Here is a 7,183-nt window from a genome sequence, read left to right on the forward strand (position 1 = left end):
CCTCTTTGGGCATGTTTTCGCAAAAAGCTCCGATGGCGGAACCTACCACGAAGTTCCGCCGATGGGTGCTGTCAAATGTATGTATCGTTTGCCTGAGCCGGCGTGGCTTGCGCGATACGCACTAAACGACGTCGCGCGTCAATCGATGACAGACTGAACCGGCCCGGCAACGCGCAGCCCGCCGCATACGAAGGCACGGGCGAACGACTGCGGCAAGTAGGCGCCGCACCAGGCACTGGCGCGGCATGGCGCGAATGATAGCAGTGCACGGCATCGCGATGCAGAAGTCGTCGGCCGGCGTCGATCCGGACCCGGTCGCTTTTTGGTCGCTTTTCGGCCGCTCGTCGATCGCTTTTCGGCCGCTCACAGACCGGCGTCGCAGGCGTCCCACGCGATCCTGTCGAACAGCGCGCGCAGCTTCGCGCCGCGCGCCGCGTTCAGCGCGGCCGCATGCGCGACGCGCCCGGCGAGATGCGCGCGAAAGTCCGGACGCGCATCGCGATTCTGCGCCGCCGGCCCGCTCCGGATGCAGTTGGTCAGGATGGCCTTCAGGAGATCGAACTCATCGCGCGCCAGGTTCGGATGACGATTGACGACCACGCCGGCGAGTTGCTGGCGCATGCCGCGCCGCATCACGCGCGTCTTGCGCAGGTGCAGCGCAAAGCCCTCCTCGAGCGCGATCGCGGCAACGCGCACCTGCAGCCGCTCGACGTCGCGCGCCAGCGCGGCGCCGCCGGAAAATGCGAGATCGTCGGCGTAACGCGTGTAGGTTGCATCGAGCGAACGCGCGAGCGCGGCGAGCCGCATGTCGAACCGGAAGGCGCTCAGGTTCGCCAGCGCCGGCGACGTCGGCGCCCCCTGCGGCAGATGCCGTTCTCGATAGCGCTGGCGGCCGATCCAGTCGAACCGGTCGCGCAGATCCGGTGCGAGCAGCCGCGCGGACGGCACGCGGTTGGTGCACAACCCGGTAAGCGTACGCGCGACTTCGGCCGGGTATCCGAGCGTGACGAACAGCGCGTGAATGCGCGCGGCGCGTATCGATACGAAGAAATCCGCGAGGTCGAAACGGACGACGACATCGCGATCGGCATGCGGCGCCGCGAACGACACGATCCCGTGCCCCTTGCGAAAACCGTGCACCGCTCCGTGCGGCGCGATGCGGTCGAGCAGCCCGTGCAGGATGCGGCGCTGCGCTTCGCGCAGCCGGCCCTTCGGGATCTCGACCAGGCGGCACCCGCCGCTGCGCTTGTCGTGCGCCACGTACGTGTAGTGATGCAACGGCGTGGCGCCGCTGCGCGCGTCGACGCGCCAATGGTCGGACAGCCAGTCGAGTTCCGGCACGCGCACGCCGAGCCAGTCGGCGAGATCGCCGGGCGTCGCCCATTGCGGCACGTCGCAGCCGGCCAGCGGCGCCGGCAACGGCAGTTGGACGAGCGGCCGCCGCACGACGCGGATCGCGGCGGGCCGGTCGCTGCCGTACCACGCGAGCACGAACGGCGGCGCATCGGCGAGGTGCGCCGCAAGCGCATCGATGTCGACATCGGCCCAGCGCGCGCCGAAGCGTACAAGCGCGGCGTCCGCGACTTCGTGAGTCCACGGCGGCGCGCCGCCGAGCACCGCCGCCATCCGGGACAGGACGCCGGCACGTTCGGGCGCACCGGCCAGCATCGCCTCGGCAATCGTGCGGGTCGTATCGCGCAGGGATGAAGACATGGAAAAGGATGGGCGGGACGATGAGCCAACGTGACGGGTATTGCGAGGAGTCACGTTGCGCAACGCGCAACGGCGCTCCTTGCGACGCATCGGGATGTCGATCTGATCCACGGGGTAGCCCCGTAGTCCTGGAACATCGGCTGCCTGTTCCGGGCGTGAGCTTGACCCACCGGCCCGCGATGCGACTTTAAAGGCCGCGAACGCGGCGTGTCAAACCGGGGCGATCCGGTGCTGCCGGATCGCGACCACCGACCTACGCACGCCGGGAAAACAGTTCGCGGTACGCGATCGGCGCGACACCGACGCCGGCCATGTTGTTCAGCATCGTGGCCCAGGTCGCGTTGTCGACGCTGACCGGAAACGACCGCACGCGGTTGGCGAGCAGCCAGAAGGTGCGCGTCATGCCGTTGCTCATCGCGACTTCGTACCCGCCTCCCTCGATCCAGTAGCCGACCGGCGGCAGTGCCACCGGTTCGAGGCGGCCGGCCCGGAACGCGGCAGCGGCCGACGCGTACTTGCTGTCGAGCGGCATGACGCGGCGCGGCACGCAGTCCTGCGAGTTCGGCTGCGGGAATCTCGGGCTCGTGCCGAGCCACAGGCTGTAGAACGTCTGCGCGTCGAGATGCACGACGTAGCGCTCCGTTTCGGCGGGCGTCGCCGCCATGTAGCAGTCGGCCTGGCCCGGAACGGCGACACGCCACATCGCGCGCTGCGCGCTGAGGTCGACCAGTTCACTCGCCTGCGGCCGTGGATGGACGGGAGATGGTCGTCCCGCTTCGCGCAGGTCGCGCGCGCGATCGAGACCGATACGAAGACGTGTCAGCATGGGCCCTCTCTTGCTCTCGTGATTTGTTCGAATGAGCCGGGGTGCGGGCGAAACCATCGTCGCGTGTCGGCAAACCGTGTGCCCGACGCCCTGGCGCGCCCGGTGTGCCCGGGAACCCGCGCAGTGTAGCGCCTTTCCGTTCGGGCACGAGTCGCTTCGTGCCAGGGATTCCTCCCGCGCCCGAACGATCGAGCCCCATGTACGCCCATGCGCTTCGCCTGCCGCGCCGGCACCACCATCGATCATCGCCTCAATATTCGCCGCCGATTATTTGAATATCGAAACAATCAAAAAATAAAAACAACACCAGCCAGAATTCAATTAAATCAAATTCAAACAAAAAATTATCGAATTCCATTAACGATAAATTAATTCGATTGGCGCCCTCAAACCCAAATAAATAGTCTGTGTTGTGCGCCGCAACACCGCGATTCAAAAATCAAAGAGGTAACGGAGGCGCAGCACGAATCATTTCATTCGTGCTTTGTCGCAAAGTTCCAGCTTGCCAGGCCCCGTTGATTTCCAGACGCTTGCGAATCAGCAATCCGGAAGGACAGACATGTCTTTCCGGACGTGGCCGACGTCGTCAGATCGCATCATTTCATTCAATTCCAAAGGAAAGTCATGAAGAAGATTGCAACCGTGCTGTTTTCAGCACTGATGCTCGCCTCCACGTGCGCGTCCGCACAGGCGCTTTGCAAAGCCGGCAAGATCGACAAGATCGAAACCGACACCACCGGCAACCTGCTGGTGACGATCAACGATGGCGTCTACTCGTTCAGTGCCAAGGAAGTTTATTCGATTATTTACCAGGCATATTCGGAAAACAGAAATATGTTTATCTATGGAAATAATTGCGCGAATGGCTCGCCGGCGACCCGCTTTGCGATTCGTTAATCGATCTTGAAGCGCTCGACGATTATCGACACGTGAAGCCCGGTGCTGGATTGACGGTCTGAATCCAGCACCACCGCGGGCTGGGGTGCCGATACTGCGCGACATCGCACCTGCATGCCCGCTACCTGTTCATCCGTCTGCCATTCCCGTCCGGGTACCGACGAAGCCGGCCGGCTTGCCGTTGCAATTCAGGCGTCGTCCGGCGTTTGTCGCCTCCATCGCATCATCGTGACGTTCACGCCGAGCCGGATGCCCGGTTCGTTGCGCCAGGCTCGCGCGTGATTCCATGTGCGGCTTGTGAAAGCGCATGCACGGCCGTAGCATCAGGCATCCCTGCGTCGGCGACCGTCGGGGCCCGGTCATGAGCAGACGCCCGGCTGTCGGATATCGCCATGCGCAGACCGTACCCATCCACGTCGAAGGCGCCCAATGATCGACCACGTTTACATCTCAGTCACCGACATCGAAAAATCGCTGGCCTTCTACGCTGAAGCCTTGAAGCCGCTCGGCTGGAGCATTTTCGGCAACTACGACTCCGCCTCGGGCCCGGAAAGCGTCCCCGATCTTTACGGCATCGGCGACGATGTGTACGGCAAGGGAGCGGGAGTCGGATCGAGCATCTGGCTGCGCAAACGTCATCCCGGCGAGACCGGGCTTTACGTCGGGATCGTCTGCGATACCAATGAACTGGTCGACGCCGCCTACGCCGCTGCGATCAAGGCCGGCGGGATTGACGAGGGGAAACCGGCGGATCGTACCTACTTCGCCCCCGGCTACTACGCCGCCAACGTAGCCGACTTCGACGGCAACCGCCTCGAATTCGTACACAAGGCGTGGAACCCGAAGCGACACGCGTAGCACATCGATGCACGGGCGCCCTAGCTGTTCGGTCTGCGCCGCCCGCGCCGATGCGTGAATCGCATGCGGCATGGCCCACCACGGATCGGCTGAGAAGCGCGACCGCGCGGGCCGCCTCCCGGCGGTCCGCCAAAGGCGACGTCACCGATCCAGCAAGCGCCCCAGCCGCATCATCGTGACGTTCACGCCGAGATGCCGCATCGACGGTTGCACGATCACGCAGTTGTCGTACGGCGTGACGATCACATGGTCGCCGTCGCGGGCAATTTCGGTGCCGGCCTTCCCGATCACCTCGAGCCCCGTGAACGGTTGCGAGAACCGGAAATCCATCGAACGCGCAACGACCGGCTCCGTGATCTCGACGAACTTCTGCCGCACCGGCGCGGCCTTCGTGAGGAAGGCCGCGACGTCGTCGCGCGCGACCACGCCCGCATGCAGCAGGAAGCGCGCCGCGCTGTCGAGCGCGACGTCACGCGCGCTCGCGGCGAAGTGCTGGCCCGTCTCGATCAGCAGCGCATTCTTCGCGCTCGCCGCGTCGCCGAAGCCGCCGTAGTCGCGCAGCCGCGTGCCGTTCGCATGGCCGCGGTCGATGATCACGTGCTCCGGCGTGCCGATCGCAGCCGCCAGCGCGATCGCCTTCTCGAGCGGCCCGGTCATCATCAGCGGCGCGGACGCTTCGTGCATCGAATGAATGTCGAGCAGCAGGTCGACCGTATCGAGCAGCGGACGCATCGCGCGCGCACGCGCGAGCTCGCGGCTGTCGCGCGTGCCGTCGAGCGCGGCCGGCGTCCACACGCGATTCATGTCCTCGTCGAGGTAGCGCGTCGCATCGGCGTTCTCCGCACTGAAGTGCTCGTAGGCGCCCACGTTGCCGAAGCCGAGCGACAGCCGGCCCGCGACCGGCTGCAGGCCCGCGGCCAGCAACGTGTCCACCGCGATCGCGCCGCTGACTTCGTTGCCGTGCGTCAGCGCGAGGATCATCACGTGCTTGCCGGGCCGGCCGCTGTCGAACGTATGCAGATAGTCGATGCCCGTATTGCCCGCGCGCCAGCGCGAGATGTCGGGGAAGGCCACTTCGATCGGATAGGCCGGCAAGGCGGCGCGGATGGCTTCAAGCGTGGTCATGTCGGAAAGGCTCAACAAGGTTCGGAAAAGGCACGGCCGGCGTGTGCCGGCTGCGCCGGAATCGGGTTTGCGGCCGGCGCGTCACGCCCCGGTCGCGCGTGTCGATGGCGCGGCGGCGGCCGCCGTGCCGCGCATCCGGCGGCCGAGCGAAATCACCGACGTGATCCCGAGCACGGCCGTCGCCATCACGTAGAAACTCGGCGCCAGCTTGTTGTGCGTCGCGTCGATCAGCCAGGTCACGATCAGCGGCGCGAAGCCGCCGAACAGCGTCACCGAGAAGTTGTACGACAGCGCGAGGCCCGTGCCGCGCGTGCTCGTCGGGAAGATGTCGGCGAGCAGCGCCGGCAGCGGCGCAAGGCTCACCGCGATCAACAGGCCGACCAGCGCCTGGACCGCGAGCAGCGTCTCGACCGTCGGATAGCGGTTCAGCATGACGAACAGCGGCCACGTCGTCACGCCGACCAGGATCAGCGCGATCAGCATCACGCGGATGCGGCCGAAACGGTCCGACAGATGCCCGACGACCGGCGCGGCGACCATCAGCATCGCGCCCGTGACGACCGCGCCGAGATACGACGACGTGGCCGGGATATGCAGCTGCTTGACCGCGTACGTCGGCATGTACAGCTTGTGCACGTAGTTGAAGGCCGTGGCCGTCGCGACCACCCCCGCGCCGAGCAGCATGTTCGCGCGATCACGCACGAACACGTCGCGCAGCGGCGACTTCGCGCGCCCTTGCTCGCCCAGCCGGCGGAAATCGGCCGGTTCGTCGATGTTGCGGCGAATGTAGAGCCCGACCGGGCCGATCAGCAGCCCGACCGAAAACGCGACGCGCCAGCCCCACGTGTGCAGCTGGTCGGTCGTCAGCAGCAGGCTCAGCAGCGCCGATACGCCGGCCGCGAGCACCGTCGCGAGCCCCTGCGTCGACATCTGCCAGCTCGCGAAGAAGCCGCGGCGCTTCGCGTCGGCCTGCTCGACCATGAACGCGGTCGCCGCGCCGAATTCGCCGCCCGTCGAGAAACCCTGCAGCATCCGCGCGACGATGATCAGCAACGGCGACGCGATGCCGATCTGTGCATACGTCGGCGCGAACGCGATCATCGCGGTGCCGAGCATCATCAGCCCGATCGACATCGTCAGCGATGCCTTGCGGCCCGCGCGGTCGGCGTAGCTGCCGAGCACGATCGAGCCGAGCGGACGCGTGACGAACGAAATGCCGAACGTGCCGACCGACAGCAGCAGCGAAGTCGCCGCGTCGTGCGTGGGGAAAAACAGCTGGCCGATGACGATCGCGAAGTAACCGTAGATCAGCAGATCGTAGAACTCCAGCGCGTTGCCGATGCTCGCGGCGCAAATCTCGCGCCACGGGTTGTGCGGGGCCGGCATCGCGCCGTGTGTATTGCGGGTCATCCCTTTGCTCCTCCGGTAATGCTGGCCGTCAGGATTTTGAAAGACGGCGCGCGGCTTTGCCGGCGGCCGTTCGGGCCAGTCAAGCGCGGAGTGTAGGCAACGCGGGGCGGGCGTTCGTGCCGTTTCGGCACGCAATCGTGCCGATCGGCGCGCAGGCCGCGCGGGCGCTGCCCGCGGAGGCTACGCGGCGCCGTCGTCGCGGGCCGGCGCGGTGCGCCAGATCGCGTCCAGTACCGGGTGCGGGTCGTTCCGTCGCCGGTACAGCGCAATGTCGAAGCCGATCTGCCAGTCGGCGCCCCCGACGATCGCGAGCTCGCCGCGCCGCACGTCGTCGGCGACGAGCCGCTGCGGCAG

At 66.2% G+C, this 7,183-nt stretch carries 6 protein-coding genes; 2 read left to right on the plus strand and 4 right to left on the minus strand.

What is annotated here, in order from left to right:
• Nucleotides 1-363: 363 nt before the first annotated feature.
• On the minus strand, nucleotides 364-1,713 hold the full coding sequence (locus DPV74_RS12075) for a reverse transcriptase family protein (protein ID WP_119337237.1): 1,350 nt from the start codon (nucleotides 1,711-1,713) through the stop codon (nucleotides 364-366).
• 253 nt (nucleotides 1,714-1,966) lie between these two features.
• Nucleotides 1,967-2,539, minus strand: coding sequence for an Osa protein (locus DPV74_RS12080; RefSeq protein ID WP_119337238.1), 573 nt, complete (start codon nucleotides 2,537-2,539; stop codon nucleotides 1,967-1,969).
• 624 nt (nucleotides 2,540-3,163) lie between these two features.
• Here DPV74_RS12080 and DPV74_RS12085 point away from each other — a divergent pair.
• Nucleotides 3,164-3,436 carry a hypothetical protein gene (locus DPV74_RS12085; RefSeq protein ID WP_027792135.1) on the plus strand — a complete coding sequence of 91 codons (273 nt, stop codon included), beginning with the start codon at nucleotides 3,164-3,166 and terminating at the stop codon, nucleotides 3,434-3,436.
• A 429-nt stretch (nucleotides 3,437-3,865) separates the two neighbouring features.
• Complete coding sequence (locus DPV74_RS12090) at nucleotides 3,866-4,294, plus strand: VOC family protein (RefSeq protein ID WP_027792136.1); 429 nt, start codon at nucleotides 3,866-3,868, stop codon at nucleotides 4,292-4,294.
• 141 nt (nucleotides 4,295-4,435) lie between these two features.
• Here the strand turns inward: DPV74_RS12090 and DPV74_RS12095 are convergent, their stop codons facing one another.
• Both DPV74_RS12095 and DPV74_RS12100 read right to left on the minus strand, forming a co-directional pair.
• The gene (locus DPV74_RS12095; RefSeq protein ID WP_060085853.1) at nucleotides 4,436-5,419 is read right to left on the minus strand and encodes a succinylglutamate desuccinylase/aspartoacylase family protein; all 984 of its coding nucleotides are present in this window, start codon (nucleotides 5,417-5,419) and stop codon (nucleotides 4,436-4,438) included.
• Between the two features lie 81 nt (nucleotides 5,420-5,500).
• Nucleotides 5,501-6,829, minus strand: coding sequence for an MFS transporter (locus DPV74_RS12100; RefSeq protein ID WP_119337239.1), 1,329 nt, complete (start codon nucleotides 6,827-6,829; stop codon nucleotides 5,501-5,503).
• Nucleotides 6,830-7,183: the final 354 nt, after the last annotated feature.

The organism is Burkholderia sp. HAN2018, from assembly GCF_024704855.1.
Lineage (GTDB): Bacteria > Pseudomonadota > Gammaproteobacteria > Burkholderiales > Burkholderiaceae > Burkholderia > Burkholderia cepacia.

What these genes read in the sequence shown, in the direction of transcription:
- DPV74_RS12075 (WP_119337237.1), bottom strand. Translation starts at nt 1,713, where the DNA reads ATGTCTTCATCCCTGCGCGATACGACCCGCACGATTGCCGAGGCGATG.
- DPV74_RS12080 (WP_119337238.1), bottom strand. Translation starts at nt 2,539, where the DNA reads ATGCTGACACGTCTTCGTATCGGTCTCGATCGCGCGCGCGACCTGCGC.
- DPV74_RS12085 (WP_027792135.1), top strand. Translation starts at nt 3,164, where the DNA reads ATGAAGAAGATTGCAACCGTGCTGTTTTCAGCACTGATGCTCGCCTCC.
- DPV74_RS12090 (WP_027792136.1), top strand. Translation starts at nt 3,866, where the DNA reads ATGATCGACCACGTTTACATCTCAGTCACCGACATCGAAAAATCGCTG.
- DPV74_RS12095 (WP_060085853.1), bottom strand. Translation starts at nt 5,419, where the DNA reads ATGACCACGCTTGAAGCCATCCGCGCCGCCTTGCCGGCCTATCCGATC.
- DPV74_RS12100 (WP_119337239.1), bottom strand. Translation starts at nt 6,829, where the DNA reads ATGACCCGCAATACACACGGCGCGATGCCGGCCCCGCACAACCCGTGG.